Source organism: Martelella endophytica, from assembly GCF_000960975.1.
GTDB classification, from domain to species: Bacteria; Pseudomonadota; Alphaproteobacteria; order Rhizobiales; family Rhizobiaceae; genus Martelella; species Martelella endophytica.
Genome location: NZ_CP010803.1, coordinates 2,498,773 through 2,523,123, shown reverse-complemented (window position 1 = coordinate 2,523,123; position 24,351 = coordinate 2,498,773). Strand labels below are relative to the sequence as shown.

At 63.0% G+C, this 24,351-nt stretch carries 27 protein-coding genes; 10 read left to right on the top strand and 17 right to left on the bottom strand.

Annotation, left to right across the window (positions count from 1 at the left end; translation table 11 throughout):
- Nucleotides 1-66 precede the first annotated feature (66 nt).
- The 6 genes from TM49_RS11480 to hisS form a co-directional block, all read right to left on the bottom strand.
- Nucleotides 67-564, bottom strand: coding sequence for a YciE/YciF ferroxidase family protein (locus TM49_RS11480; RefSeq protein ID WP_045681391.1), 498 nt, complete (start codon nucleotides 562-564; stop codon nucleotides 67-69).
- Between the two features lie 153 nt (nucleotides 565-717).
- Nucleotides 718-1,434 (bottom strand): glutathione S-transferase N-terminal domain-containing protein, encoded by a 717-nt coding sequence (locus TM49_RS11475; RefSeq protein ID WP_045681390.1) that lies wholly within the window; start codon nucleotides 1,432-1,434, stop codon nucleotides 718-720.
- Nucleotides 1,435-1,627: 193 nt separating this feature from the next.
- Complete coding sequence (gene hisG, locus TM49_RS11470) at nucleotides 1,628-2,317, bottom strand: ATP phosphoribosyltransferase (RefSeq protein ID WP_045681389.1); 690 nt, start codon at nucleotides 2,315-2,317, stop codon at nucleotides 1,628-1,630.
- Nucleotides 2,314-3,441: an ATP phosphoribosyltransferase regulatory subunit gene (locus TM49_RS11465; protein WP_045681386.1), complete on the bottom strand. Its 1,128-nt coding sequence runs from the start codon at nucleotides 3,439-3,441 to the stop codon at nucleotides 2,314-2,316. The genes hisG and TM49_RS11465 overlap by 4 nt, the downstream gene beginning before the upstream one ends.
- A 70-nt stretch (nucleotides 3,442-3,511) precedes the next feature.
- On the bottom strand, nucleotides 3,512-3,874 hold the full coding sequence (locus TM49_RS11460) for a VOC family protein (protein WP_179945006.1): 363 nt from the start codon (nucleotides 3,872-3,874) through the stop codon (nucleotides 3,512-3,514).
- A 245-nt stretch (nucleotides 3,875-4,119) separates the two neighbouring features.
- Nucleotides 4,120-5,613 carry a histidine--tRNA ligase gene (gene hisS / locus TM49_RS11455; protein ID WP_045681384.1) on the bottom strand — a complete coding sequence of 498 codons (1,494 nt, stop codon included), beginning with the start codon at nucleotides 5,611-5,613 and terminating at the stop codon, nucleotides 4,120-4,122.
- A 186-nt stretch (nucleotides 5,614-5,799) separates the two neighbouring features.
- Between hisS and TM49_RS11450 the strand changes: the two genes are divergently transcribed.
- Nucleotides 5,800-6,468: a DNA-3-methyladenine glycosylase I gene (locus TM49_RS11450; RefSeq protein WP_045681383.1), complete on the top strand. Its 669-nt coding sequence runs from the start codon at nucleotides 5,800-5,802 to the stop codon at nucleotides 6,466-6,468.
- Between the two features lie 3 nt (nucleotides 6,469-6,471).
- On the opposite strand, the gene TM49_RS11445 is transcribed toward TM49_RS11450, so the two are convergent.
- Nucleotides 6,472-7,356, bottom strand: coding sequence for a LysR substrate-binding domain-containing protein (locus TM49_RS11445; RefSeq protein WP_045685148.1), 885 nt, complete (start codon nucleotides 7,354-7,356; stop codon nucleotides 6,472-6,474).
- A 200-nt stretch (nucleotides 7,357-7,556) separates the two neighbouring features.
- Here TM49_RS11445 and TM49_RS11440 point away from each other — a divergent pair, with 200 nt between their 5' ends.
- Nucleotides 7,557-8,615: a YeiH family protein gene (locus tag TM49_RS11440; protein WP_045685147.1), complete on the top strand. Its 1,059-nt coding sequence runs from the start codon at nucleotides 7,557-7,559 to the stop codon at nucleotides 8,613-8,615.
- Nucleotides 8,616-8,618: 3 nt separating this feature from the next.
- Here the strand turns inward: TM49_RS11440 and TM49_RS11435 are convergent, their stop codons facing one another.
- The gene (locus TM49_RS11435) at nucleotides 8,619-9,257 is read right to left on the bottom strand and encodes a DNA-3-methyladenine glycosylase I (RefSeq protein ID WP_045681381.1); all 639 of its coding nucleotides are present in this window, start codon (nucleotides 9,255-9,257) and stop codon (nucleotides 8,619-8,621) included.
- A gap of 224 nt (nucleotides 9,258-9,481) precedes the next feature.
- On the opposite strand from TM49_RS11435, the gene TM49_RS11430 reads away from it, so the two are divergent.
- Complete coding sequence (locus TM49_RS11430) at nucleotides 9,482-10,135, top strand: outer membrane protein (RefSeq protein WP_045681379.1); 654 nt, start codon at nucleotides 9,482-9,484, stop codon at nucleotides 10,133-10,135.
- A gap of 20 nt (nucleotides 10,136-10,155) precedes the next feature.
- On the opposite strand, the gene glcF is transcribed toward TM49_RS11430, so the two are convergent.
- The 4 genes from glcF to TM49_RS11410 are packed head-to-tail and all read right to left on the bottom strand — an operon-like array spanning nucleotide 10,156 to nucleotide 14,496.
- Nucleotides 10,156-11,466, bottom strand: coding sequence for a glycolate oxidase subunit GlcF (gene glcF / locus TM49_RS11425; protein ID WP_045681378.1), 1,311 nt, complete (start codon nucleotides 11,464-11,466; stop codon nucleotides 10,156-10,158).
- A gap of 9 nt (nucleotides 11,467-11,475) precedes the next feature.
- The gene (locus TM49_RS11420; protein WP_045681376.1) at nucleotides 11,476-11,847 is read right to left on the bottom strand and encodes a hypothetical protein; all 372 of its coding nucleotides are present in this window, start codon (nucleotides 11,845-11,847) and stop codon (nucleotides 11,476-11,478) included.
- Entirely contained in the window at nucleotides 11,844-13,067 is a 1,224-nt protein-coding gene (locus tag TM49_RS11415; RefSeq protein WP_045681375.1) for an FAD-binding protein, read from the bottom strand. The genes TM49_RS11420 and TM49_RS11415 overlap by 4 nt, the downstream gene beginning before the upstream one ends.
- Nucleotides 13,060-14,496, bottom strand: a complete 1,437-nt coding sequence (locus tag TM49_RS11410) for an FAD-binding oxidoreductase (protein ID WP_045681373.1) — start codon at nucleotides 14,494-14,496, stop codon at nucleotides 13,060-13,062. Before TM49_RS11410 ends, TM49_RS11415 begins: the two co-directional genes overlap by 8 nt.
- A gap of 108 nt (nucleotides 14,497-14,604) precedes the next feature.
- Between TM49_RS11410 and TM49_RS11405 the strand changes: the two genes are divergently transcribed.
- Nucleotides 14,605-15,501, top strand: coding sequence for a LysR family transcriptional regulator (locus TM49_RS11405; RefSeq protein ID WP_045685145.1), 897 nt, complete (start codon nucleotides 14,605-14,607; stop codon nucleotides 15,499-15,501).
- Nucleotides 15,502-15,506: 5 nt separating this feature from the next.
- Here TM49_RS11405 and TM49_RS23030 read toward each other — a convergent pair whose 3' ends face one another.
- Entirely contained in the window at nucleotides 15,507-15,671 is a 165-nt protein-coding gene (locus tag TM49_RS23030; protein WP_045681372.1) for a DUF1328 domain-containing protein, read from the bottom strand.
- Nucleotides 15,672-15,939: 268 nt separating this feature from the next.
- Between TM49_RS23030 and TM49_RS11395 the strand changes: the two genes are divergently transcribed.
- The 3 genes from TM49_RS11395 to TM49_RS11385 all read left to right on the top strand — a co-directional run bounded on the left by TM49_RS11395 (nucleotide 15,940) and on the right by TM49_RS11385 (nucleotide 18,727).
- Complete coding sequence (locus TM49_RS11395) at nucleotides 15,940-16,407, top strand: NUDIX hydrolase (protein ID WP_045681370.1); 468 nt, start codon at nucleotides 15,940-15,942, stop codon at nucleotides 16,405-16,407.
- Between the two features lie 73 nt (nucleotides 16,408-16,480).
- Nucleotides 16,481-17,218, top strand: coding sequence for a 16S rRNA (uracil(1498)-N(3))-methyltransferase (locus tag TM49_RS11390; protein ID WP_045681368.1), 738 nt, complete (start codon nucleotides 16,481-16,483; stop codon nucleotides 17,216-17,218).
- Nucleotides 17,219-17,353: 135 nt separating this feature from the next.
- Nucleotides 17,354-18,727, top strand: a complete 1,374-nt coding sequence (locus TM49_RS11385; RefSeq protein WP_045681366.1) for a glutamate--cysteine ligase — start codon at nucleotides 17,354-17,356, stop codon at nucleotides 18,725-18,727.
- Between the two features lie 28 nt (nucleotides 18,728-18,755).
- Here the strand turns inward: TM49_RS11385 and TM49_RS11380 are convergent, their stop codons facing one another.
- Both TM49_RS11380 and TM49_RS11375 read right to left on the bottom strand, forming a co-directional pair.
- Entirely contained in the window at nucleotides 18,756-18,953 is a 198-nt protein-coding gene (locus TM49_RS11380) for a DeoR/GlpR family DNA-binding transcription regulator (RefSeq protein ID WP_045681363.1), read from the bottom strand.
- 223 nt (nucleotides 18,954-19,176) lie between these two features.
- The gene (locus TM49_RS11375) at nucleotides 19,177-19,452 is read right to left on the bottom strand and encodes a DUF1127 domain-containing protein (RefSeq protein ID WP_045681361.1); all 276 of its coding nucleotides are present in this window, start codon (nucleotides 19,450-19,452) and stop codon (nucleotides 19,177-19,179) included.
- A 288-nt stretch (nucleotides 19,453-19,740) separates the two neighbouring features.
- Between TM49_RS11375 and TM49_RS11370 the strand changes: the two genes are divergently transcribed.
- Nucleotides 19,741-20,691 (top strand): LysR substrate-binding domain-containing protein, encoded by a 951-nt coding sequence (locus tag TM49_RS11370; RefSeq protein ID WP_045681360.1) that lies wholly within the window; start codon nucleotides 19,741-19,743, stop codon nucleotides 20,689-20,691.
- 8 nt (nucleotides 20,692-20,699) lie between these two features.
- On the opposite strand, the gene TM49_RS11365 is transcribed toward TM49_RS11370, so the two are convergent.
- Nucleotides 20,700-21,476: an SDR family oxidoreductase gene (locus TM49_RS11365; RefSeq protein WP_045685144.1), complete on the bottom strand. Its 777-nt coding sequence runs from the start codon at nucleotides 21,474-21,476 to the stop codon at nucleotides 20,700-20,702.
- A gap of 142 nt (nucleotides 21,477-21,618) precedes the next feature.
- Between TM49_RS11365 and TM49_RS11360 the strand changes: the two genes are divergently transcribed.
- Nucleotides 21,619-22,563 carry an AraC family transcriptional regulator gene (locus TM49_RS11360; RefSeq protein ID WP_244464707.1) on the top strand — a complete coding sequence of 315 codons (945 nt, stop codon included), beginning with the start codon at nucleotides 21,619-21,621 and terminating at the stop codon, nucleotides 22,561-22,563.
- 7 nt (nucleotides 22,564-22,570) lie between these two features.
- Here the strand turns inward: TM49_RS11360 and TM49_RS11355 are convergent, their stop codons facing one another.
- Nucleotides 22,571-23,305 (bottom strand): SDR family oxidoreductase, encoded by a 735-nt coding sequence (locus tag TM49_RS11355; protein ID WP_045681358.1) that lies wholly within the window; start codon nucleotides 23,303-23,305, stop codon nucleotides 22,571-22,573.
- Nucleotides 23,306-23,398: 93 nt separating this feature from the next.
- On the opposite strand from TM49_RS11355, the gene TM49_RS11350 reads away from it, so the two are divergent.
- Nucleotides 23,399-24,328, top strand: coding sequence for an AraC family transcriptional regulator (locus TM49_RS11350; protein WP_045681356.1), 930 nt, complete (start codon nucleotides 23,399-23,401; stop codon nucleotides 24,326-24,328).
- The last annotated feature ends 23 nt before the right edge of the window (nucleotides 24,329-24,351 follow it).

Below are 24,351 nucleotides of genomic sequence, written 5' to 3'. Positions count from 1 at the left end.
TCGCAAAACGACATGAGAAAGGCGGCCGAAGCCGCCTTTCCTGCCACCGGTCCGCCGCATATCTTTTCAGGCAGCCTGCGCCTCCAGGTTGATCGCCTTTTCGGCGAGCTTGGAAAGCTCGAGGTCAGCGTTCGATTCCTGTTCGTAGGTCTCCTCCAGAAGCTTCGCGATGGCATCGCGCTTCATCAGCTTCGCCCACGCAAGCAGCGTTCCGTAACGGGCCATCTCGTAGTGCTCGACGGCCTGGGCGGAAGAGATCAGCCCGGCATCGAGTGCAGGCGTGCCATCAAACTCCTCGATGATCTCCTCGCCTTCCGCGATGATGCCCTGGATGGCCTCGCACGTCTTGCCGCGGGCGGACTTGCCCAGAAGCTCGAACACTTCCTGCAGCCGCTCGATCTGCCCTTCCGTCTCTTCCTTGTGGTTGCGGAAGGCGACGGCGAGATCCTCCGACTGTGCCGCCCGCGCCATCTTCGGCAGCGCCTTCAAGATCTGGCGTTCGGCGAAATAGATGTCTTTCAGTGTATCCAGAAATAGGTCGTCCAGCGTTTTCTGCTTGGCCATTGGGGTCTCTCCTCGTTTTGCAGGGGTCGCAATCTCCACGACCAGCCAGAAACGCTTGGACGGACGAGGCTGTTCCCTCATGAAGAGCAGGGCACGCAAAAGAAAAAGGCGCGGTCTGTTGAACCGCGCCTTCCTTGGAATCTTTGCGAAGTCCTATGCCGTCGCCGGGACCGTGAAGCCCTTGACGCTCGCAGGCCGATCCGAGCAGCGCTCGACCCAGGCGGAAACACACGGGAAATCGGTGAGGCGTAGGGTTTCAGCCGCATCATAATGCACGCTGAGGCCGCGCACCCAGGGGAAGATCGCGATATCGGCGATGCTGTAATCGCCCGGCTCGTCGCCCATGATGAACTTGCGGTCGCGCAGCCGTCCCTCGAGCACACCGAGGAGACGACGGCTTTCGTTGGTGTAGCGCTCGACCGGATAGGGATTGTTGGCAACCTTGTCGGCCGCAAACTTGTAGAAATGCCCGAACTGGCCGAACATCGGCCCGATGCCGCCCATCTGGAACATCACCCACTGGATGGTCTCGTAGCGGCCGACCGGATCGTTCGGGATGAGCTTACCCGCCTTTTCGGCGAGATAGAGCAGGATGGCGCCACTCTCAAACAGCCCGATCGGAGCGTTGTCGGGGCCGTCCGGATCGATGATCGCCGGGATCTTGTTGTTCGGATTGAGCGACAGGAACTCGGGCGTCATCTGCTCGTCACGCGCAAAGGCTACGAGGTGAGCCTCATAGGGTAGACCGAGCTCTTCAAGGGCGATCGAAACCTTCACACCGTTCGGCGTCGGCAGTGAATAGAGCTGGATGACGTCGGGATTCTTCGCTGGCCAGCGCTGAGTAATCGGAAAATCGGACAGGCGGGACATTGACGCTCCTGCTGAAATGCGAGTTGAAAAGATAGGGGCCAGATGTGATGCGGAAGAGCTTTCCGCAAGATCACACTTGCCTTTTTTGTGGCTAAAAAGTGTCTCGCCGACAAAAAAGATGACGATTCCGCTTAATCGTCACCTTTCTGCACTGAAAACCTGCGTTTTCGAGACAAGAATCTGTTACCGGGTCTCAGCCGCGCATCGCCGCGATGATTTCCGCCGTCACCGGATCGCTCTCGTGCTCGGCTTTGCGCGCCCGGACGAAGCAGGCTTCCGACTTGAGAATCACACCGTCGGAAAGGATCTTCAGGTGGTTGGCCTTCAGCGTCGAGCCGGTGGAGGTGATATCGACGATGATATCGGCCTGCCCGGCCATCGGCGCGCCCTCTGTGGCGCCCAGGCTTTCGACGATGCGATAGAGCTGGATGCCGTGCTTTGCGGTGAAGAACTGCTGCGTCAGCCGCCAGAATTTGGTCGCGATCGCCAGCCGGCGGCCATGACGGCTGCGGAATTCTGAGGCGACGTCGTTGAGATCGGCCATGGTGTCGACATCGAGCCAGATCTCCGGCACGGCAACGACGACATCGGCCTGGCCGAAGCCGAGGCGGCTGATGAATTCGACCCGGGCGTCGGCATTGGCCACGTTCTCGCGCACCACGTCCTCGCCGGTGACGCCGAAATCGACGGCGCCGCGGCCGACCTCGCGCGAAATCTCCGACGCTGAAAGGAAGGCAACCTCGATATCCTCGCGGCCTTCGACATGGCCGCGATAGGAGCGGTCGTTACCATTGGTGACGACCTTCAGGCCGGCCCTGGCGAGCGCGGCCTCCGCACCTTCCTTGATGCGGCCCTTGGAGGGTAGAGCAATGGTGACAGTCATGGGGTTTCTCCGGCGCGTTCGATCCGGTCGAGCCAGAGCGAGAATCCGACGGCGGGGATGTGGCCTTCGGCGCCCAGCAGCGTCAGCAGCCGGTCGTAACGCCCGCCGCCGGCAAGAAGCGCGGCCCGCGGCCCCTTTTCGGCGATCTCGAAGACGAGGCCGGTGTAATAGTCAAGCGGACGGCCGAAGGCGGCGCGATAGGTGATGGCCGCGATATCCGTGCCCGTTGCCTCAAGCGCTTCAATGCGGCGGGCAAACACGGCGATCGCGCCGGCAATGTCGAGTTCGAATTTTTCGGCGAAGGCGCCCAGCGCGTCGCGCGCTTCGGACAGCGGCACCTCCAGCGCCAGAAAGGCACGCAGCGCGGAAAGCGCATCGGCATCGAGGCTGGTGACGGAGAGCGCGAGCTTCTCCTTCAGCCGGCGGGCGATTTCGTCGGGGCTGCGGCTGGCATTGGTGGAATAGCCGGTGGCATCCATCGTCGCGGCGATATGGCCGACGAGACCGGCCTCATCACCATCGGCGAGATAGGCGGCAACGCGGCGGTCAAGCCCGGCGACGGGCTGCGGTCGGGCCAGCGTCTCCATAAGCGCGGAAAGCCGCGCGTGATTGCCGAAGGCCTGGATCAGCCGCTTCTGCCAGCCGCCCGGCAGGCCGAGCGCACCGACCACGGCCTCGAAGATCGACTGATCGCCGAGCGTCACGGCGAATTCGGTATCCGGCAGGCATTCGACGAGTATGCTTGCGGCATCGGCAATCGCGCGGGCATCGGCGGCGGCGAAGTCAACCGCGCCCAGATCCTCGATGCCGGCCTGGAAGAACTCCGCAGCGCCATCATCACGCGCCTGGCGAAACACCATGCCGCAATAGGCATAGCGCTGCGGCGTGCCGGCGTTTTCGGCGATATGGTGGCGACAGACGGGAATGGTGAATTCCGGGCGCAGACACAGGCTCTCGCCGGTCTCGCTCTCGGTCATGAAAATGCGGCGGCGCAGTGCCTCGCCGGTCATATCGAGGAACGGTGCGGCAGGCTGGATCACCGGCGTATCGGTCAGAACCGTATCGCGTGCCGCAAAGGCCTCAAGGATGGCGCCGGCGCAATCCGGCTCTTTTGTGGACGGCATGGGTGGTCTCTACTGTTTGCCGCATCCGATGACCATCCTTTGCGGCAAAAGTCAACGATTGCGGCAGGCTTCAGCCCAAAACCTGCATCAGTTCGATGCGGTTGCCGAAGGGATCATGGATATAGCTGCGCAGAAACCCATCAAGCGGCTCGTCCGCCTTGACCTCGTAACCGGCCTGTTCCACCGCCGCTGCAACGGCCGCGACATCGTCCACCAGAAACGCCGGATGCGCCTTGCGGGCAGGCCTGAAATCCGGCTCGACACCGAAATGGACGCGCAGCTCGCCGGCTTCGAACCAGCACCCGCCCCGCGCTTTCAGATTGTCAGGCTTCTCCACCTCGGCGAGTCCGAGCACCCCGGCATAAAACGCCCGCGCCGCATCCTCGCCGCCTTTCGGCATGGCAAGCTGGATATGATGGATGGATTTGAGCATGATGGCCTCCGGAAAAGAGGATGAAGCATAGCCTGATGGCAGACAACCCGCTTTTCGAGGGACCAAACAGCTCCACCAAACAATCTCCCCCCTTGAGGGGGAGATGCCCCGACAGGGGCAGAGAGGGGTGCAGCGCAAACCGCATGTCCTGAGTTGGCGGAGAAGGTTCACCCCTCTCTGTCGCGTTCGCGACATCTCTCCCTCAAGGGGAGAGATTGGGGGCATGGGCGGCCCTGTCGCCAGACTTACCGACGCCGGTCTTCGGCCTGCGCTTCCAGCATGGCGCGGACCTTTTCGACCAGTTCCGCTTCCGGCACGGTTTCCTGCGCCACACGGGCCTCGCGCCATTCGGCGTTGTCCTCGATCTCGCCGGATAGCCGCTTGCCCTCGATCAGATCCTTGATCTGGACGACGCCCGCGGCGCGTTCGTCGCCGCCCTGGATGATGGCGATGGGGCAGCCGCGGCGATCGGCATATTTGAGCTGGTTGCCGAATTTCTTCCAGTTGCCCTGATACATTTCGGCACGAATGCCGGCCTTGCGCAGTTCCTGCGTCATCTTCTGATAGCGGCCCATGGCCTCGGCATCGCCGTCCATGACGGTGACGAGTACCGGTTCGGTGACCTCGGAAGCGCCGAGCTTGCCGAGATTCTTCAGCGCCGTCATCAGCCGCGACACGCCAATGGAAAAGCCCGTCGCCGGAACCGGCTGGCCCATGAACCGCGACACCAGCCCATCATACCGCCCGCCGCCGCCGACCGAGCCGAACACGACCTTTTCACCCTTTTCGTTGGTGACGTCGAATGTGAGTTCGGCTTCGTAGACGGGGCCGGTGTAGTATTCGAGACCGCGGACAACGGAGGGGTCGATTTTGATGCGGTCCTCGTTGTATCCGCAGGAACGCGCGATCGTTTCGATCGTCATTAGCTCGCCGATACCGTCCGCATAGGTCTGTGAAGCAGGATAAGTGTCTGTCGTGTCTTCGACAACGCCGACCCCCATCAGAACGGTATAGATCTGATCTTGGTTCAACCCGGCACCCTTGGTAAAGTCGCCGCTTTCATCCTTCCGACCCTCACCCAACAACAGCTTCACACCCTCAGACCCAAACTTGTCCAGCTTGTCGATCGCCCTGAGCACAGTCAGCCGCTGCGCCGCATTCTCCTCGCCGCCAAGGCCGATCGCCTCGAGCACACCGTCCAGCACCTTGCGATTGTTCACCCGGATCACATAATCGCCGCGCGGAATGCCGAGCGCTTCCATCGTGTCGGCCATCATCATGCACATTTCGGCATCCGTCTGGACGCCCGGCGCGCCGACGACGTCGGCGTCGAACTGCATGAACTGGCGGAAGCGGCCCGGGCCCGGCTTTTCGTTGCGGAACACGTAGCCGGCGCGATAGGTGCGGTAGGGCAGCTGGATGTCGTTGAAGTTTTCGGCGACATGACGGGCGAGCGGGGCCGTCAGATCGTAGCGGAGCGACATCCACTGGTCGTCGTCATCGGTGAGCGAAAACACGCCCTCGTTCGGCCGGTCCTGATCGGGCAGGAATTTGCCCAGCGCATCGGTATATTCGAACAGCGGCGTTTCGACAGGATCGAAGCCGTAATTCTCGTAGACCGCCTTGATCTTCGCCACCATCTCCTCGGTCGCGCGGATATCGGCGGCGGAACGGTCGACAAAGCCGCGCGGCAGACGCGCCTTCAGTTTCTGCGGTTTCTTCTTCTTGTTATCGCTCATCGGAGTTACGCCCGTCATCTTCAAAAAAACTCGGAAAAATCTGGCGGCAGTCTTAGAAGATGAGCGCCCGTGCGGCAAGGCTTTGCAGCAAACCATCCGCCGCAAGGCCAATCGCCTACGACCGCCTTTCGCAATTGCCGAAATTCACTATTCTGCCGGCGAGAAAAACCGGGCTGGAGACAACTGATGCGGTCCTTCGACGAAATTTATGACATCGCCGTGGCGCGCAAAGGTAGCGCGGAAGCGGTGGAGGCAGCGCTGCAACGCCCTGCCCCGGCAGATGAAATCCGCAACCGGCCGGATGATCGCTATCTCGCCCTGATGACCAAGTGCATCTTCAATGCCGGTTTCAACTGGAAGGTCGTCGAGGCAATGTGGCCGGGTTTCGAAGCGGCGTTCGAGAGCTTCGATATCGGCCATTGCCTGATGCTGCATGACGAGGATTTCGAGCGCCTGGTCTCCGATACCCGCATCGTCCGCCACGGCCAGAAAATCCGCGCCGTGCAGGAAAACGCCCGCTTCATTGCCAGCCTCGCGGAGGAGCACGGTTCGGCCGGCGCCTTTTTCGCCGACTGGCCTGTGGAGGACTATGCCGGACTGCTTGAAGCGCTGAAGAAGCGGGCCACCCGGCTCGGCGGCAATACCGGGCAGTATTTTCTCCGCTTTGCCGGCGTCGACAGTTTCGTGCTGTCATCAAGCGTCACCAACCGGCTGATCGCGGAGGGCATCGTCGACAAGGCCCCCTCCTCGAAATCGGCCATGACAGCGGTTCAAAACGCCTTCAACACCTGGCGGGGGCAGTCGGGCCGTTCGCTCACGGAAATCTCGCGCGTGCTGGCGATGAGCATCGACTGAGGCTCATCCTTCCAGCGAAAAGGCCACGAGCGCCTCGGCGGCCTTGCTCAGGTGCCGCTCCTTATGGCTCAAGAGCTGGAAGGCGCGTGACGGCAGGTCGAAGTTCACCCGCTTAAGGCCGCCCGAGGCGAGCCACGGTTCGGCCACTGCGCCGGAAATCGCCGTTGCCGCCTGGCCGGAACGGACGGCGGACAGCACCGCCTCGTTCGAGGGCAGCACCATCACCACATTCAGATCGGCCGGCGCAATGCCGAAATCGGCCATGGCATTTTCGAATTCGAAGCGCGTGCCGGACCCCTCCTCGCGCAGCACGAAGCCTGCCTGTCGCGCAAGCTCGCCCGGCGTCACCGGCCGGCCATCGGCCAGCGGATGTTCCGGACTGACGACCACCATCAGCGCATCGTCGGTCAGGTGCCGCTTTCTCAACAGCGGATTGTCGAGCGTCCCCTCGATATAGCCGAGTTCCGCTTCGCCATGGGCCACGGCATCGGCAACCGTGGTGGTGTTGCCGATCGAAAGCTTGAGTTTGATGCCGGGATAGCGGGCATGAAAACGCATCAGCACCTTCGGCAGCCAGTAGCTTCCGATCGTCTGGCTGGCGAATACCGAGAGCGCGCCGCGCTCCAGCCCGCCGAGTTCGGCGAGCACGCGTTCGGCCGAACGGATGCGGGAAAGCGTCGCCCGCGCCTCGTCCAGGAAAGCCTTCCCCTCCGCCGTCAGCACGATGCCGCGCCCCACCCGGTCGAACAGCGTTACCCGGTAAAAATCCTCAAGCTTGCGGATGGCGCTGGAGACGGCGGACGGCGTCAGGTTCAGCGCCTCGGCCGCGCGGGTCAGATGTTCGCGTTCGGCCACCTCGACGAAAATCGTCAACTGCTCAAGGGTCATCATGGAGAAAATGTTCGCGTTAATCGAATGAAACGTAAATTATTATTCGATGGAAGTCCACGTTTCGGAATGAGAAACTCGGCACATCCCAAGACGTTCGAGGCCGCATTCACCGCGACTGCAGACGCCACACCAAACATCGAAGTGACAGGTTCGCGCGTTGGCTTCGCATGCGGATCGTCATGCCGGAAGGCAATATCATGCAGATCGTTTCACACGCGGCGTCGGAAGATGACGCGAGCTTGATGCAAACTCTCACTCGCCTCGTGCCCGGGCTGCTGCTCGCTGGCCTCGTTTCCGCCGCCGCCTTCGGCCTGGAAGCGCTGGAAGTGCATCTCACCGGCCACAAGTTCATCGAAAACCTGGTGCTGGCGATCCTGCTCGGAACGGCCATCCGTTCGGTCATCAGCCTGCCGGCGGTGTTTCACCACGGCATTCGGTTCTCGGAAAAGTTCATCCTCGAAGTCGCGATCGTGCTGCTCGGCGCCTCGATCAGCGTTCAGGCGCTGAAGGCCGCAGGGCCGGCGCTAGTCATCGGCATCGTTGCCACGGTCGCGCTTGCCATCATGATCAGCTATGCCATCGGCCGCGGCCTTGGCCTGCATCACAAGCTTGCAACGCTGGTCGCCTGCGGCAATTCGATCTGCGGCAATTCGGCGATCGCCGCCGCCGCTCCCGTGATCGACGCGGAAGCCGAGGATGTCGCCGCCGCAATCGCGTTCACCGCAGTCCTCGGCGTCATCATGGTGCTGGCCCTGCCGCTGGCGCTGATCGGCTTCGGCATGACGGCGCCACAATATGGTGTGCTGTCGGGGCTGACGGTCTATGCCGTGCCGCAGGTACTCGCCGCCGCCCAGCCGGCCGGCACGATCGCGGTGCAGACCGGCACGCTGGTCAAGCTCATCCGCGTGATGATGCTCGGCCCGGTCCTCTTCACCCTCGGCATGGCCGGCCGTGCGGCCGCCTCTTCGAAGGGTGGCGCCAAGGTCAGGCTGAAGCATATCGCGCCCTGGTTCATCATCGGCTTTGCCATCATGATGGCGCTGCGCTCGGCAAACCTGATCCCGGACGATTTCGTCAGCCCACTCGCCCACACCTCGAACGCGCTGACGGTGATCGCCATGGCCGCCCTCGGTCTCTCCGTCGATATCCGCTCGCTAGGCCATGCCGGCGGCCGGGTGATCGCAACCGCGGTGCTGTCGATCGGCGTGCTGACGGCCATTGCCTTCAGCCTGATCTATCTGCTGCAGATCGCCTGATCTTCAGGCTTTCGCGACAGGGCGGACGAGTTCCGCCCTCAGCCTTTCCACCTCGTCCCGGCAGCAGCAGCCTTCGATGTGGTCGTTGACGAGCCCCATGGCCTGCATGAAGGCATAGACGGTGGTGGGGCCGACGAACTTCCAGCCCCGTTTCTTCAAATCCTTCGAAATCCTGACAGAGACCGGGGTCGTCGTGTTGGTACGCAGTGCCTCAAGCGTCAGGACCGACGGTCGCTCGTCTGGTCTTGGCTCATGCCCCCAGAAATACGCCGCAAGCGAGCCGAACTCGCGCTCCATCTCGATGGCGCGGCCGGCATTGTTGATCGACGCCTCGATCTTGCCGCGGTGGCGGATGATGCCGGCATTGCCGAGCAGGCGCTCGACATCGGCCCCGGTATAGGTCGCGACCTTATGGTAATCGAAGCCATCGAAGGCGGCGCGGAAATTTTCCCGCTTGCGCAGGATCGTCAACCACGACAGGCCCGACTGAAAGCCTTCGAGGCAGAGCTTCTCGAAAAGGCGAAAGTCGCTGGTGACCGGCCGACCCCATTCCTCGTCGTGATAGCGCAGATAATCCGGAAGGTTGCCGTGCCAGAAACACCGCATCCGCCCGTCATCACCGGCAATCAGTCCCTCGTCCATGGTTCATCCCTTCGATTGTTGCCGACGGCGTAACCGCTCGCCGACAGAACTTCTCCAAAACCTGGCATTTTGCAAGCACCCCGACGACGACTGTTGCCCTTTGGCCACCGTCATCGTTTAATCAACTGACAAAATGTCGGATATGGTAAATTTCCGACTGGCATCGATCAGACAGCCTGCCTACTTTCTGACAAGATTCAACGTCCTCGATTCGGTGAAACGGCATGCGTCTTTCCTATGCTCTCCCCATCGTCGCGCTCTTCGCCGGCATTCCCGCAACAGCTTCGGCAGAGATGGCGCTCTCCCTTTATAGCGGTTATCAAAGCGCGCCGCATTCCGATGTGGACGTCAACGGTACAAAGGTCGTCCATGCCGGCTGGGAAGGCAAATCCTTCGAAGCGCCGCCCTATTTCGGCGTGCGCGGCACATGGTGGCTCGATCAATTCGGCATGCCCGATCTCGGCATCGCGCTCGATTATGCCCACAACAAGGTCTATTCCGACGACGATACCCGAGCTCAGACCGGCTGGAGCCATTTCGAATTCACCGATGGGCTCAACATCCTGACGCTGAACGCGCTTTACCGTTTCCCGCTCGGCGAGAGCCGCTGGAAGCCCTATGTTGGCGTCGGCGCCGGCATCAACGTGCCGCATGTCGAGGTGACGCGGCCGAGCGGGCGCACCTACGAATACCAGTTCGGCGGCGCAAGCCTCCAGGCCCAGGCCGGCGTCGCCTACGAGATCGCCAAGCACTGGGACCTGTTCGTCGAATACAAGGCGAACTATTCCTGGATCGATGTCGATATCGACAGCGGCGACAGCCTGCAGACCAATATCCTCACCAACGCGATCAACCTCGGCGTCAGCTTCAAGTTCTGAGGTCTCGCCTCCCCGGCCACTCAGGCCGCGACATCCTTCAGCTTCAACGGCTTCGGGCCGCCATAGGCCCAGTCCAACAGCTCCACCGTGTGGAGGATCGGCGTTTGGGTGCCGGTCGCGATCTGGGTGATGCAGCCGATATTGCCGGTGGCGATGATGTCGGGCTTCAGCGCCTCGATGTTCTTGACCTTGCGCGCCTTGAGCTTCGCCGAAATCTCCGGCTGCATGATGTTGTAGGTGCCGGCCGAACCGCAACAAAGATGCCCCTCGGCAGGCTCGCGGACGGCAAAGCCCGCCGCCTCCAGCAACAGTTTCGGCTGCGCCTTGATCTGCTGTCCGTGCTGCATCGAGCAGGCGGAGTGATAGGCCACGGTCACGCCCTTGCGCGGCTGATCGGCAAGATCGAGCGTCGCCAGATATTCGGTCACGTCCTTCGCAAGCGCCGAAACCCGTGCGGCCTTTTCGGCATAATCGGGATCGAGCGCCAGCATGTGGCCGTAGTCCTTGATCGTCGTGCCGCAGCCGGATGCGGTGATGATGACGGCGTCGAGACCGCCCTCCTCCAGCTCCCGTGTCCAGACATCGACATTGCGCCGCGCCTCGTCGAGCGCCTGCGCTTCCCGGCCCATGTGGTGGACGAGGGAACCACAGCAACCCTCGCCCTTCGGCACGACAACCTCGACCCCGAGCCGGGTCAGAAGCCGCACCGTGGCCTCGTTGATTGCGGGATCGAGCACCGACTGGGCGCAACCGGTTAGCAGTGCCACACGGGCACGCCGCGCGCCGGAGGCGCCGTGGGTGGCAGGACGCGACACCGGCGACGACGATGGCAGCCGCGCGGGTGCGAGTTTCAGCATCGCCGAAAACGGCTTCAGGGCCGCGACACCACCGATGAGCCCGGCAAACGGCCGGCCGAAACGGGCAAGCGTGAGCGCAGTCCGGAACCGTGCCGGATAAGGCAGCACTGCCGCCAGCACCGCGCGGGTGAACCGATTGAGGAAAGGGCGCTTGTAGGTCTTCTCGATATGGACACGGGCATGATCGACCAGATGCATGTAATCGACGCCCGAGGGACAGGTGGTCACGCAGGAAAGACAGGAAAGACATCGGTCGATATGGGTGACGGTCTCACGATCCGCCGGCCGGCCATTCTCCAGCATATCCTTGATGAGATAGATGCGCCCGCGCGGACTGTCGAGCTCGTTGCCGAGCGTCACGTAGGTCGGACAGGTGGCGGTGCAGAAGCCGCAATGCACGCATTTGCGCAGGATCGACTCGGCTTCCGCGACCTTGGGATCGGCAAGCTGTTCGGGGGAAAAACTGGTCTGCATCGGCTTGGCTCACACGAAAAGGCTTGTCGGCCGCGCCATCGGCTTCGACTGCTTGACCGTGACAAGGCCGATGCCAGCGCGCAGGAACAGCCAGGCGACATAGACGGTGTAGCCGTAATAGCCGGAGACGACGAAGGAGGAAGCGTAGGCGGCAGCCGCAATCACCACTGCGACCCAGAATGTACGGATCGCCCAGGTGTAGTGGGTCTTCAGCCAGCCTTCCGCCTTTTCCTGGTTGGTCATCGCCGAAAGGGCGGCAATGACGCAGGTGACGAGAATGAAACCGCCGATAAGAAACAGGATGTAGATCAGGATGATGTTGTTTCGGGTCGGATCCATCCAACCTTCGCCAAAGCGGCTCTTCCGCGTCGGCTCGCTCATGCTGCATTCTCCTGTCTTTGCATCTTGCCGGGGCTGAATATGCCGGCGGGATCGAGTTTCTGCCGGATGCGGGCGGAAAGAGCTGCCACCGCCGGATCTTCCGGCTCGAAGGCGGGAACCAGCGCCCGCACTTCGGGGGCAGCCCGCATCAGCGTCGCATGGCCACCGCCGTGTTTCATGAGCTTTTCCCGCAGGCTCTCCGCCTCGGGCGCGCCATCCATCCGCATCCAGATGAGGCCACCCTGCCAGTCGTAAAAGGCATCCACGGCCGCCTCAAGCCGCATCGCGCCGACGATATGCGCGGCCTCCGATGGCGTCGCGCTCACCCGCCAGAGTGGGCGGAGCGTGCCGTCGCGATAGGGCGCGACATCGCGGATTTCGCGCCAGAGCACTTTCGTCTCATCATCGCCGAGCCGCGTCAGCGGGCCGAACGGCCCGGCATAGGCCGAAAGCTTCTCAAGCCGCGCCGAGACCGATTCCGCAAGCCCCTCGAGACGGAAACAGGTGGCGGCGTCGCCGGCAAGCGCGCCGCCGAGAAAGGCAGCGCGGACGCTATAGGGCAGATGGGCGGCACCGGAGACCTCAAGCGGCAGAGCCATGGCGGCGGCCATCAGCTTCACCGCGTCCTCTTCCGTCAGATCGGAAACGATGAGCGTGGCAGCGGCCTTCGGCGCCGGCAGCACCTTGAAGGTGACTTCGGTGAGGAAGCCGAGGGTGCCATGCGATCCTGCCATCAGTCGCGACAGATCAAGGCCGGTGACGTTCTTCATCACCCGGCCGCCGGCACGGATCACCTCGCCGCGGCCATTGACGAAGCGGCTGCCGAGCAGGTGGTCGCGGGCAGCGCCTGCGAGCGCGAAGCGGCGCGGGCCGGAGACATTGGCGGCGAACACACCGCCAATGGTCGGTGTGCCCTCTGTTCCCATGATGCCGCGATGGTCCATCGGCTCGAAGGCGAGGAACTGGCCGTTTTCCGCGAGCGCCGCCTCGATTTCGGCAAGCGGTGTGCCGGCCTTCGCGGTCATCACCATTTCCCCCGGCTGATAGGCGACGATGCCGGAAAGCGCGGAAGACGAAAGCCGCGCAGCGGCGGCGACTGGATTGCCGAAGCCGGTGCGGGTATTGCCGCCACAGAGCGCAAGCGGCGTGCCCGAGGCCGCGTGGCCCGCGATGATATCGGCAGCCTCGGCCTCGCTTGCCGGTGTCAGAAGCTCAGTCATCGCGGCCCTCCAGCGGAAACACCTTGGACGGATTGAGCATCCATTCGGCATCGAAGGCGGCGCGCACGGCCATCTGCTGACGCAGATCCGCCTCGCCATACTGGTGGCGCATCAGGTCGCGCTTCTCGATGCCGACGCCGTGCTCGCCGGTGAGACAGCCCCCGGCATCGACGCAGAGCTTGAGGATCTCCGCGCCCGCCTCTTCGGCGCGGGCGGCATCCTCCGGGTCGTTGATATTATAGAGGATCAGCGGATGCATGTTGCCGTCGCCGGCATGAAAGACATTGGCCACACGCAGACCGTAGCGGTCAGTGATCTCGCTGGTCTTCTTCAGAACGTGGGAGAGCTGGCTGAGCGGCACCGTGCCATCCATGCAGATATAGTCTGCGATGCGGCCGGTGGCGCCAAAGGCGGATTTGCGCCCCTTCCAGATGAGCGCGGCCTCCGTTGCCGACTGGCAGCGGCGGATCGCCATCACGCCATGGGTCTCGGCAATCGCGATGATGCGGGCGAGCATCGCCTCCATCTCGTCCTCGGAGCCTTCGACCTCGATGATCAAAAGCGCGCCGGCATCGAGCGGATAACCGGCCTTGGCAAAGGCCTCGCAGATTTCGATCGCCGGCTTGTCCATGAACTCGATCGCGACCGGAATGATGCCGGCGGCGATGATGTCGGTGACGCAGGCGCCGGCGCTTTCCGAGGTCGGGAAGCCGAACAGCACCGGCCGCGCCCCTTCGGGGCTCGCCAGTAGCCGTACTGTCGCTTCGGTGATGATGCCGAACTGGCCTTCGGAGCCGCAGACAAGCGCCAGAAGATCGAGGCCGGCGGCATCGAGCGCCTTGCCGCCAAGTTCGATCACCGTGCCATCGGTGAGCACCAGCTTCACGCCCATGAGATTGTTGGTGGTGACGCCGTATTTCAGGCAATGCGCGCCACCGGAATTCATGCCGATATTGCCGCCGATGGTGCAGGCGAGCTGCGAACTCGGATCCGGTGCGTAGAAAAAGCCTTCGGGCTTCACCGCTTCGGATATGGCGATATTGGTAACGCCCGCCTGGACCACGGCGGCGCGGTTCGGCAGGTCGATATCGAGAATCCGGTTCATCCGCGACAGGCCGAGGATGATTGCGTCCTCCTGGCCGATCGCGCCACCGGAAAGCGAGGTGCCGGCCCCGCGCGGCACGACCGGAATGCCGTTCTCATGGCAATAGGCAAGCACCCGCGCCACCTGCTCCGTCGTTTCCGGCAGGCAGACGGCAAGCGGCACACGGGTATAGGCAAGAAAGGCATCGGTCTCGAACGGCACCAGCTCGCGCGCCTCGTGAATGAGACAGTCCGTCGGCAGCAATCCGCCAAGATCGGAAATGATGGTGTCGCGCCGCGCCAGGATTTCAGGCTTCGGCGTCTTGAAGGCTATCGCGCCCGTCACGGCGTCTCCTCCGCCTCGTCATGCTCGAATAGTCTCGCCTTCTACCATTGGCGCCAAGGCATGACAAATGCTAACACTTATGCCGGAAGGGCGATAATCATGACGATTATTAAAAACCTAAGCGATATGGAAGTGTTCGCGCGCGTCGCCGCAACGGGCAGCATGACCGAGGCCGCGCGACAATTGCGGCTTTCCCCGGCGGTCGTGTCGAAAAGCATCAAGCGGTTGGAGGAGCAGCTCGGCACGCGTCTGTTCCAGCGAACAACGCGCCAGATTTCGCTGACGGAAATCGGGAGGGGCTATTACGAACGCCTCAGCCCGGTTCTTGCGGGCTTCGAGGAGGCGCAAGCCTTTGTCGAAGGACGGGCCTCGGCGGTCAGGGGACGGCTGAAGGTTTCGGCGCCGACCTCTTTCGGCCGGCTCCACATCGCGCCGCACCTCGCCCGCTTCATGAACGCCCATCCGGATCTGGAGCTGGAACTGCTTTTGACCGATGCCTTCGTCGATGTCGTGGGCGATGGCTACGATGTCGCGATCCGCATCGGCGACCTTCACGATTCGTCACTGGTGGCGCGGCGCCTCGCCCGCGTCCGGCGCATCCTCTGCGCCACGCCAGGCTACCTTGCCGATCACGGCACGCCGGAAACGCTTTTAGATCTCGAACACCATGTCTGCCTGCCCGCCCACAATGACGAGCACTGGCGCCTTGAGGGACCGACCGGGCCGATCAGCATCAAGCCGGAAGGCCGCCTGGTCACGAATTCCAGCGAAGTCATTCGCGAGACGGTGCTTTCCGGCATGGGGATCGCACTGCGATCCACTTGGGATATCGGCCCGGAGCTATCTGCGGGCAAGCTGGTACAGGTTCTGCCGGACTATGAGAGCGCCGCCGAGGTCGGGCTTTTTGCCGTCTATCCGAGCCGCAACTTCCTGCCCGCCAAGGTGCGGCTCTTCATCGATTTCCTGGCTCGCCTCTATGGTCCAAGTCCGTATTGGGACGCCTGAGCCGGTCAGGCGACGACAAGAAGACCGGTCAGAAGCGAGATCAGCAGCACGACCAGAACGATGAAGATGAGGATGCGCGCAATGCCGGCAGAAAGCCCGGCAACGCCCCGGAAGCCGAGCAGGCTCGCGACGCCGGCGATGATCAACAGGACGAGAATCCAGTAAAGCATGGTGTTTCCTTGGTAACTTTCTTTGCACGGAAACGGGGGACGCGCGTCAAAAGTTCCGCGCGAAGCGCGCCGGAACACACAACATCGGTTGCACAATGACTTTCGATTCGGCAGGCTGAAAGCGCTCGCCGCAGCGATTCGAACACCCTTAAATGTTCAAGTGAAAATTCATAAAAGCTTCACGCGAGAAACGAATCCGCGATGCTAGTTTTATCGTTTATGGGTGGCGAAGCAGGGTTTGCAACCGCGTGCATGCGAAAGGAAAGTCATGCCCTCTAAGGACAAGCTGGCGGCAGAAAACGGCGAGGAAATCGCCGCCCGCCAGCAATATGCGGCGTTGTGCTACAGACAGGACAAGAAGACGAAGTCGGTCGAGGTGCTGCTGATCACCAGTCGCGACACGGGCCGCTGGGTGACGCCCAAGGGCTGGCCGATGGCCAACAAGGCCCCCCATCAGGTTGCAGAACAGGAGGCCTTCGAGGAGGCCGGCATCAAGGGCAAGATCGCCGACGCCCCGCTCGGCAGCTTCTCCTATCTCAAGCGCCTCGACGATGGCAGATCGATCCCGTGCGAGGTCGCGCTCTATCCGCTCTCCGTACGCAAGATGAAAACGAAGTTTCCGGAGTCCTCCGAGCGCGAACGTCACTGGACCTCGCTCGAACTGGCGGCCGAAATGGTCGAGGAGCCGGGACTGAAGACGCTGCTTCTCGATTTCGCCGCCAAGTTCGCCAACTGACCTCCCCTTTGCCGTCGGCACCGGAACTGGTTTAGGTTCGCGTCCAACAGAGCCCGAATCGCCGGAGCCGCCCATGCGCGCCAATTATCGCCTGCAACGCCTGTTCATCGCCGCCGACCTTGCCGAAGGGGTATCGGTCGAGGCGGACAAGGACCAGTTTCACTATCTCGCCCACGTGCTGCGCGCCGAAGAGAACACCGAGCTTCTGCTGTTCAACGGCCGTGACGGCGAGTGGCGCGCCCGCCTCACCTATCCGACCCGCAAGAAGATCGTGCTCGAGGCCGTCGAACAGACGCGGCCGCAGACGCCGCCGGCCGACCTGCACTATCTCTTCGCACCGCTGAAGGTCGGGCGGATGGACTATATGGTGCAGAAGGCCGTGGAAATGGGCGCCGGCATCATCCAGCCGGTGATGACCCAGCATGTGCAGGGCAAGCCCGGCAAGTCCGACCGGCTTGCCGCCAATATCATCGAGGCCGCCGAACAGTGCGGCGTGCTTGCGATCCCCGAACTCCGCGAGCCGGCCAAACTTGCCGATATCATCGAGGCCTGGCCGGACGGCCGCAGGCTGATCTTCTGCGACGAGGCCGAGGAAACGCAGAACCCGCTCGATGCGCTGAAGGGTGTCGGCGAGGCGAGCCTGGCGCTGATTGTCGGCCCTGAGGGCGGGTTTTCGGATGAGGAGCGGAGCCTTCTGCGCAGCCGCGACTTCGTTACCGCGATCCCGCTCGGCCCCCGCATCCTGCGCGCCGACACTGCGGCGGTCGCGGCCCTTGCCGTGATCCAGGCGGCGATCGGCGACTGGCGATAATCCGCCGGGAGCCGGACGGCCCTCCAAACGTTTATCAGACAATCAAAGAAATTGACTTGATCGGCCCGGAAATCCGGGCCATGAGCGGACAAAAGCCCGGCCCCGACCGGTCATCCATCTTGCGAGGAACTTCCCATGGCCCGCGACACCTCCGACGAAACGCCGATTTCCGGCAAGGCGGAACTCGTCTCCTACCTCGAAGCCGGCTGCAAGCCGGAAGCCGATTTCCGCATCGGCACCGAGCATGAGAAGTTCCCGTTCTTCCGCGACGGCAACCGCCCGGTTCCCTATGACGGAGAACAGTCGATCTCTGCCTTGCTGAAAGGCATGCAGGAAAAGCTCGGCTGGGACGCCATCATGGATGGCGGCAATATCATCGGCCTAGCCGAGCCCTCCGGAATGGGCGCGATTTCGCTCGAGCCCGGCGGCCAGTTCGAGCTTTCCGGCGCGCCGCTTGAGACCCTGCACGAGACCTGTCGCGAATCGAACCGGCACCTCGCGGTGCTGCGTGGTGTTGCCGAGCCGATGGGCATCGGCTTTCTCGGCATTGGCGGTAGCCCGAAATGGACGCTGGCCGAAACCCCGCGCATGCCCAAATCGCGCTACGACATCATGACGAACTATATGCCGAAGGTCGGCACCAAGGGCCTCGACATGATGTACCGCACCTGCACGATCCAGGTGAACATCGACTTTTCGTCGGAAGCCGACATGCGCCGCAAGATGGCGCTGTCGCAGAAGCTGCAGCCGCTTGCGACAGCGCTGTTCGCCTCCTCGCCCTTTACCGAGGGCAAGCCGAACGGGCTCTTGTCCTGGCGCGGCGATATCTGGCGCGACACTGACAACAACCGCGCCGGCATTCTCGACTTCGCCTTCGAGCCGGATTTCGGCTTCGAACGCTATGTCGACTGGGCGCTCGACGTGCCGATGTATTTCGTGGTGCGCGACGGGCGCTACCATGATTGCACCCACATCACCTTCCGCCAGTTCATGGACGGCGCCCTAAAGGGCGAGATCGAGGCCTGGCAACCGACGCGCGGCGACTGGACCAATCACCTCTCCACCCTCTTCCCCGACGTCCGGCTGAAGCGCTTCCTGGAAATGCGCGGTGCGGATGGCGGCACGTGGCGGCGGATCTGCGCTCTCCCCTCCTTCTGGGTCGGCCTGCTCTATGACAAGGGCGCCATGGATGCGGCAGAACAGCTTGTCGCCGGCTGGAGTGCCGAGGACGTGCATCGCCTGCGTAACGAGGTTCCGGCAAAGGCGCTTTCTGCCGAAGTCGAGGGACGCAGCCTACTCGAGGTCGGCCGCGACGTGATCGCGATCGCCCGTGATGGCCTCAAGTCCCGCAAAAATCTCAACAACAGTGGCCAGGACGAAAGCGTCTTCCTGATGACGCTCGACGAAATCATCGCCAAGAAGGCGACATTCGCCGAGGACCTGCTGGCCCTCTACAACGGCCGCTGGAACGGCTCCGTCGATCCCCTGTTTTCGGAATTCCAGTACTAACGTCTCATCCCGACAGGAATAGCGGGGCTCAACCGGCTTCAATGATCGAGGGGCCTGCAGCGGCAATCCGCTCCAGCATGGGCCCTTCGGCGCCTGCGGTGGCGATCACCCCGTCGATATCCCCCAGCCCGGCGATGACGAAGGACGAGACCGCACCGATCTTCTCCGGCGAGGCCAGGACGTAGCTTGCGCCCGAAGCGCTGGCAAGGATCGAGACCGGTGCCATCCGCGACGCCAAAGACCGTGATCCTGCTGCAGTGGCTGGCGCTCAGGCAAGGCGGGACGGCACAAAAAAACCCGGAAACAGAAACTGCTTCCGGGCAAAATGCAGAGTGAAGGCTGAACCACCCTGCGGGGAAAATGACGCTTCTCGCTGGCCGCCGTTGGGACTTGCGGCCGTTGAATTCACGCCAAGCCTTTGGCCCGCAGCGCTCGGCCGCGGGCAAATTTCAAAGCGACATCCGCGCTGCGCGATCGCTGGCGGCACGCCGCAGTTCAGCCATCGGATCATTCGTCACGGGCTTCATATAGGCGTTCTCAACCTCGCCACGCGTCAGGCCAATGTCTTTCAGCAAGGCATCGTCAAGATGCACCATCTGCTTGATCGCAAGGCGGTTCCGGATGAAGCGGGCCGTCGCGGCCGCAGCCGCGCGCAAGGTTTCGCTCATCGTCTGGGAGCTGGACGTTGCCGTCCGGGTTCCCGAAACCCGTTCGATCATGGACATGTTCGCCTCCTTCTGGCGGCCGCCCGGGCTCCGATATTGGCCCTCTCGCTGCGGCTTGCACTTCCGACGACCGGATGCAGGCCACAAGCGTCCCTCGCTTGCCTGCGCCGGTCAGGAACCCATCTGAGCGGAAAGTCCGTGCTGCAACCACCCGTTTCCTGAGGGTGTCGTTTCAGCCGGACTTAGTGCTTTGCTGTTTTCCATGCTTGACAATATGGTATTCTGCCATTGATCAGTCCAACGAATGTTTCTAATATCAAGTATCAACAATCGTTATGAGATCGTGTCATGGCAGCGCCTTTGGATATCGACCAGCTTCAGACCTTCGTCGCGATCGTCGACAACGGCTCGTTCACCCGCGCGGCCGAGCAGGTGTTCAAGACCCAGTCGGCCGTCTCTATGCAGATGCGCCGGCTTGAAGAACGCGTGGGAAAACAGCTATTTACCAAGGATGGCCGCGGTGTTCGCCTGACCGACGAGGGCGACAAGCTTCTGAATTACGCCCGCCGCATCATCCGGCTCAACAACGAAGCCATCGCGGCCTTCGATGACAACCGGCTGGAAGGTTCGCTCCGCATCGGCACGCCCGACGACTATGCCGATCGCTACATGCCGGACATCATCGGCCGCTTCGCCAAGTCGCATCCGAATGTCGAGCTCTATATCGTCTGCGAGGATTCCAACGACCTGGCCGACCGCATCAAGCGCGGCGAACTCGACATGGCGCTGGTGACGCACAATCCTCGCACGCGCGATTCTGAGGTGGTGCGCTCCGAGCCGCTCTGCTGGGTGGCATCCGCCAACCACGCGCTGCCCGGCGCCAGGCCGGTACAGCTCGCCGTCGGTCGGCATGACTGCCGCTGGCGCCAGCTTGCCATCGGCGCGCTGGAGGGCGTCGGCCGCGAGTACCGCATCCTGTTCACCAGCTGGTCGGCGACCGTCGTCGCCTCGGCGGTGCTTGCCGGCATGGCCGTCTCGATCCTGCCGGAATCCGCACTCAGAACCGGCATGCGGGTGCTGACCCAGGCCGATGGCTTTCCGCCCTTGCCGCCGGTTCAGATCGGCCTGATGCGCCGCCCGGGCGCACCGGCCTCGCTGACCACGGCGCTTTCCAACCACATCATCGCCTCGCTCGACAATATTTCGAGCGTGGAACTGCCTCCGCTGCAGGACGAGGAGGGACGACACGTCGCCCGCCAGGTTCGCGGCCGCGGCAACCAGTCGCTGGCAAGCTGGTAGGCCAGCCGTCAGGCGAGCGGCGCCTCGCCCCCAAGCGATGCCATGCTCGCCTCGGCATCGGCGCCGGCGGGTAGACGCATCGGCGTCGACGGATCCGTGGCGGCCCGCAACACCGCTTCGGCGACGTCTTGCGGATGCGTCACCATATCCGCTGGCTCTTCGGCCCATTGCTTGAAGACGCCATCGGCGATCTCCTTGTAGGCTTCCGGGACGTTCATCCCATCCGGCACGAGCCCTGCGGCGTTCTTGCCGAAATCCGTAGCGGGTGCACGCCCGGGAAGAACGATACGAACGCCAACGTTGAACGGCGCGAGTTCGAGTGCCAGGCATTCGCTGAAGGCATTCACCGCAGCCTTGCTGGCCGTGTAGACCGACAGCAGGTGCAGCGGACGGACCGTGACCGTCGAGGTGACGTTGATGATCATGCCGGAGCGCCGGGCGCGAAACTGAGGCAGAAAGGCCTGCGTCAACGCAATCACACCGAGCGTATTGGTTTCGAACACCTTGTGGATGACCGCGACCGGCGAGCCTTCGAGCGCGTTGAGCCAGCCGATGCCGGCATTGTTGACAAGGATGTCGACCGGGCCGGCAGCCTCGACCACATTGGCGATGCTTTGCGGATCGGCGACGTCCAGAGGCAGCAGGACCAGATTGTCGGAGGCGGGCAGCAGGCTCGCATCCGGCTTGCGCATCGTGGCGATAACCTTGAATCCGCGGCTCAGAAAGGTTTTTGCTGTTTCAAGCCCGAAGCCCGATGAACAGCCGGTGATGAGAACGGTTTGCATGAAAACTCCTTTGCGCGGCACGGCAGGCGCGGATGCGTCGGCTGCCGGCGGGCAGTGAACCGAATGGATGGATTTGACAACGGCGGGCCGGAAGGCCGCGCCGACACTGCCAATATAGACAGCCGCATCCGGACGCACCATAATGGAGCATCGCGTTCACATCATCGAAAGTCCGGTTTTGACCGATCCCCTTGCCGATATCGTTTCATTCCTGCAGCCGCGGGCCCCCTTTTCCAAATGGGTCACCGGGGCCGGTCCGTGGCGTATCCGGCGGGAGCAATCGGGGCAGGTCTTCTACAGCCTGATCCTGGAGGGCGCGATCCGCTTTCAGGCGGACGGGCGAAAGGCGATCGAGCTGGAGCAAGGCGACTTCATACTGGTGCCATCCTCATTCGGTTTCACGAGCACAAGCGCCGGTGAAGCGCCTACTCCGGGCGAACTGAGCGCGCCCGTTCATCTTGGCAACGGCGCCTTGCGCGTCGGCCGCCAGGACGGGCCGCCGGACAGCCAGTATCTCGTCGGCCATTGCGAATTCGGCTCGCCGGACGCAGCGCTGCTGGTTTCGCTTCTGCCGGAAGTCGTCGTCGTGCGCCGCGACAACCGGCTCGTCGCACTTGCCAAGCTGGTGCGCGATGAAACGCTTTCGAAGCGCCCGGCACGCGACGTGGTGCTCGAACGGCTGCTGGAAGTGCTGCTGATCGAGGCCCTTCGGTCCACCGCGGCCTCCGATGCCGCGCCCGGCCTGCTGCGCGGCCTTGGCGACCCGCGCCTTGCCGAGGCGATCCGGGCCATGCACCGCGATCCCGCCCGCACCTGGAGCGTGGACGAGCTTGCCGACCTTGCAGCCCTTTCGCGCTCGTCCTTCTTCGCGCGCTTCAGCCGTACCCTCGGCGTATCGCCGATGGCCTATCTTTTCACCTGGCGGATGATGATCGCACGCGACATGCTGAAAAACGGCGGGCATTCTGTGGCCGATATTGCCGCACGCGTCGGCTACGGCTCCTCCAGCGCCTTCAGCCTCGCCTTTACCCGCCATACCGGCGTCGCCCCCGCCCATTTCGCCCGCGCGCTCGCAGCAGCGGAATGATTCCGCCTCAGCCCTGCGCCGTCGGACGGATGACGATATCGCCGACATCGACATCCGCCGGCTGGGCGATGGCGAACAGGATCGACCGGGCAACGGCCTCGGGCGCGATGGCGATACTCATGCCGCTTGCCAACTGCGATCTCAGCTTCTCGTCGGGTATGGAATCGCCGAATTCGGTACGCACATAGCCGGGCGAGATGCCGGTGACCCGGAGATTGGGCCCGGCCTCCTGCCTGAGCCCCTCATGCAGGGTCCGAACCGCATTCTTCGTGGCTGCATAGACCGATTGCTTCGGGACGATCCTGAGCCCCGCCGTCGATATGACGGTAACGAAATGGCCGCTGGCCTGACGGCGAAACACCGGAAGCGATGCCGCGATACCGAAAAGCACGCCCTTGAAGTTCACGTCCACCATCGCCTCCCAATCGTCGACCCGCAAATCGTCGAGGTTGGAAATCGGGCCGATACCGGCATTGCTGACAAGAACATCCAGGCGCCCGAACGTCTTGATCGCACAGTCGACAAGCCCTTGCACCGAGGCCTTGTCGGCGACATCTGCCCTGCAGACGATGGCGGTTCCACCGGCCGCCGCGATCTCGTCGGCAAGCACCTGCAGCCGCTCGAGGCGGCGGGCGCCGAGAACGAGCCGTGCGCCCGCCCCGGCAAGCAACAGGGCCGTGGCCCGGCCGATGCCGCTGCTGGCACCGGTGATCGCGATGACCTTGTCCTTTACGTTTTCCATGTGGAATCTCCTTTTTCTGAAAAGGAGATAGCGCCAGATTGTCCGTTCGATCTATATTGATGCATCCGCAAAACTATAGCGTTCGTCCGGGAAATGTCAGATACACTCAGCACTCTCTTCAATCTTCTCGATCTGCGCACCGCCCGCTGCACACGGTTTGAAGCCGCTGGCGACTGGTCGCTCAGGTTTCCCGAGAAATATGCAATCAAGTTCGCGGCCGTTCTCCGCGGCGAATGCTTCATGCTGCATGAGAGCGAACCGCCGGTGCGCCTCGGCGCCGGAGATGTCTTCCTGCTGTCCCACTATCCGCCCTACGTGCTGGCAAGTGACCCCGCGCTTGCTCCCGAAGATGGCACCAGCGTCATCGACTGGTCGCGGTCGGATACCGGCCGTTGCGGCGGCGACGACGTGGTGATGATCGGCGGGGCATATCGCGTCAGCCCGCTCCATGCGCATCTCCTCAGCGAGGCCCTGCCGCGGCTGATGGTCATTCCCGCCGATGCGCCGTCGGCCCCTGTCCTCAGCCGGACGCTGCAGATCCTCGAGAGCGAGTTTGCCCGCAACGATATCGGCTCGGGGATGATGCGCCGCCACCTTGCCGATATGCTGCTGGTCCAGATGCTGCGGGCCATCTCCGCGCGGGAGGACGTATCCGGACGCGACGGACGGGCGAGCGACTGGATCGGTGCTCTGACGGATCCGCGTCTCGGCGCCGCACTCGACGCCATTCACGCAAACCCCGAAAAGAACTGGACCGTCGCCGCGCTGGCAACCATCGCCGGCATGTCGCGCACGGTGTTCTCGGAGGATTTCCGCGAGGCCGTCGGCCGCTCGCCGATGGATTATGTCCTGCGATGGCGCATGCAGATCGCCGAAGACCTCATCCACCGCGGCAGAAGCGTCTCGGAGGTTGCCGGCCTGCTCGGCTACGGCTCGCAAAGCGCCTTCGGCGCCGCCTTCAAGCGCATCAAGGGCTGCTCACCGCGCGCGGCCCTGCGCGCGAAGGGTGCGCAGAACGCATGAAAAAGGCCGGCGCGATGGGCGCC

Bases quoted from the DNA above. Each gene is read 5' to 3' on its own strand.
- TM49_RS11415 (WP_045681375.1), bottom strand. From the start codon at position 13,067: ATGACTGAGCTTCTGACACCGGCAAGCGAGGCCGAGGCTGCCGATATC.
- TM49_RS11390 (WP_045681368.1), top strand. From the start codon at position 16,481: ATGCGCGCCAATTATCGCCTGCAACGCCTGTTCATCGCCGCCGACCTT.
- TM49_RS11375 (WP_045681361.1), bottom strand. From the start codon at position 19,452: ATGTCCATGATCGAACGGGTTTCGGGAACCCGGACGGCAACGTCCAGC.
- TM49_RS11440 (WP_045685147.1), top strand. From the start codon at position 7,557: ATGCAGATCGTTTCACACGCGGCGTCGGAAGATGACGCGAGCTTGATG.
- TM49_RS11450 (WP_045681383.1), top strand. From the start codon at position 5,800: ATGCGGTCCTTCGACGAAATTTATGACATCGCCGTGGCGCGCAAAGGT.
- TM49_RS11430 (WP_045681379.1), top strand. From the start codon at position 9,482: ATGCGTCTTTCCTATGCTCTCCCCATCGTCGCGCTCTTCGCCGGCATT.
- TM49_RS11475 (WP_045681390.1), bottom strand. From the start codon at position 1,434: ATGTCCCGCCTGTCCGATTTTCCGATTACTCAGCGCTGGCCAGCGAAG.
- TM49_RS11365 (WP_045685144.1), bottom strand. From the start codon at position 21,476: ATGCAAACCGTTCTCATCACCGGCTGTTCATCGGGCTTCGGGCTTGAA.
- TM49_RS11355 (WP_045681358.1), bottom strand. From the start codon at position 23,305: ATGGAAAACGTAAAGGACAAGGTCATCGCGATCACCGGTGCCAGCAGC.
- TM49_RS11480 (WP_045681391.1), bottom strand. From the start codon at position 564: ATGGCCAAGCAGAAAACGCTGGACGACCTATTTCTGGATACACTGAAA.
- hisG (WP_045681389.1), bottom strand. From the start codon at position 2,317: ATGACTGTCACCATTGCTCTACCCTCCAAGGGCCGCATCAAGGAAGGT.
- TM49_RS11465 (WP_045681386.1), bottom strand. From the start codon at position 3,441: ATGCCGTCCACAAAAGAGCCGGATTGCGCCGGCGCCATCCTTGAGGCC.
- TM49_RS11395 (WP_045681370.1), top strand. From the start codon at position 15,940: ATGCCCTCTAAGGACAAGCTGGCGGCAGAAAACGGCGAGGAAATCGCC.
- TM49_RS11370 (WP_045681360.1), top strand. From the start codon at position 19,741: ATGGCAGCGCCTTTGGATATCGACCAGCTTCAGACCTTCGTCGCGATC.
- TM49_RS11460 (WP_179945006.1), bottom strand. From the start codon at position 3,874: ATGCTCAAATCCATCCATCATATCCAGCTTGCCATGCCGAAAGGCGGC.
- TM49_RS11435 (WP_045681381.1), bottom strand. From the start codon at position 9,257: ATGGACGAGGGACTGATTGCCGGTGATGACGGGCGGATGCGGTGTTTC.
- TM49_RS11385 (WP_045681366.1), top strand. From the start codon at position 17,354: ATGGCCCGCGACACCTCCGACGAAACGCCGATTTCCGGCAAGGCGGAA.
- TM49_RS11420 (WP_045681376.1), bottom strand. From the start codon at position 11,847: ATGAGCGAGCCGACGCGGAAGAGCCGCTTTGGCGAAGGTTGGATGGAT.
- hisS (WP_045681384.1), bottom strand. From the start codon at position 5,613: ATGAGCGATAACAAGAAGAAGAAACCGCAGAAACTGAAGGCGCGTCTG.
- TM49_RS11380 (WP_045681363.1), bottom strand. From the start codon at position 18,953: ATGGCACCGGTCTCGATCCTTGCCAGCGCTTCGGGCGCAAGCTACGTC.
- TM49_RS23030 (WP_045681372.1), bottom strand. From the start codon at position 15,671: ATGCTTTACTGGATTCTCGTCCTGTTGATCATCGCCGGCGTCGCGAGC.
- TM49_RS11360 (WP_244464707.1), top strand. From the start codon at position 21,619: ATGGAGCATCGCGTTCACATCATCGAAAGTCCGGTTTTGACCGATCCC.
- glcF (WP_045681378.1), bottom strand. From the start codon at position 11,466: ATGCAGACCAGTTTTTCCCCCGAACAGCTTGCCGATCCCAAGGTCGCG.
- TM49_RS11445 (WP_045685148.1), bottom strand. From the start codon at position 7,356: ATGACCCTTGAGCAGTTGACGATTTTCGTCGAGGTGGCCGAACGCGAA.
- TM49_RS11350 (WP_045681356.1), top strand. From the start codon at position 23,399: ATGTCAGATACACTCAGCACTCTCTTCAATCTTCTCGATCTGCGCACC.